The sequence below is a fragment of the Pseudomonas sp. K5002 genome (genome assembly GCF_013386655.1).
Classification (GTDB): domain Bacteria; phylum Pseudomonadota; class Gammaproteobacteria; order Pseudomonadales; family Pseudomonadaceae; genus Aquipseudomonas.
This window is the reverse complement of the sequence record NZ_JACARK010000688.1, coordinates 4,089-4,333: the sequence shown is the minus strand read 5'-3', so window position 1 is coordinate 4,333 and position 245 is coordinate 4,089. Positions and strand designations below refer to the sequence as shown.

The 245-nt window shown below is 64.5% G+C and carries 1 pseudogene; it reads left to right on the top strand.

Features of this window, described 5'->3' with window-relative positions:
- Window positions 1-226: pseudogene (locus HX846_RS26310) on the top strand (beta (1-6) glucans synthase); the annotation flags it as partial.
- Window positions 227-245 lie beyond the last annotated feature (19 nt).

Sequence of the window (245 nt, the reverse complement as noted above, 5' to 3'; positions counted from 1 at the left end):
CAGCTTCCCGAGTGCCGCGCTGGTGCTGCCGGCGCTGGTGTACCTGGTGCGTCCGGTGAGCGGGCTGCGGCGGGAGATTGCGTTGCTGGCGTTCATCATCGGTGCCGGCATTGCGCCGCAGTTGTTCCGTGAAGGGTTGATGAACCAGCAGGCGTGGGGTTGGGCGGTGGTGAGCCTGTTCATGGTCGTAGCCTTGTGGCGTTGCTTACGGGTGCGCAAGGCTTAAGACCGCTTTCGCGAGCAAG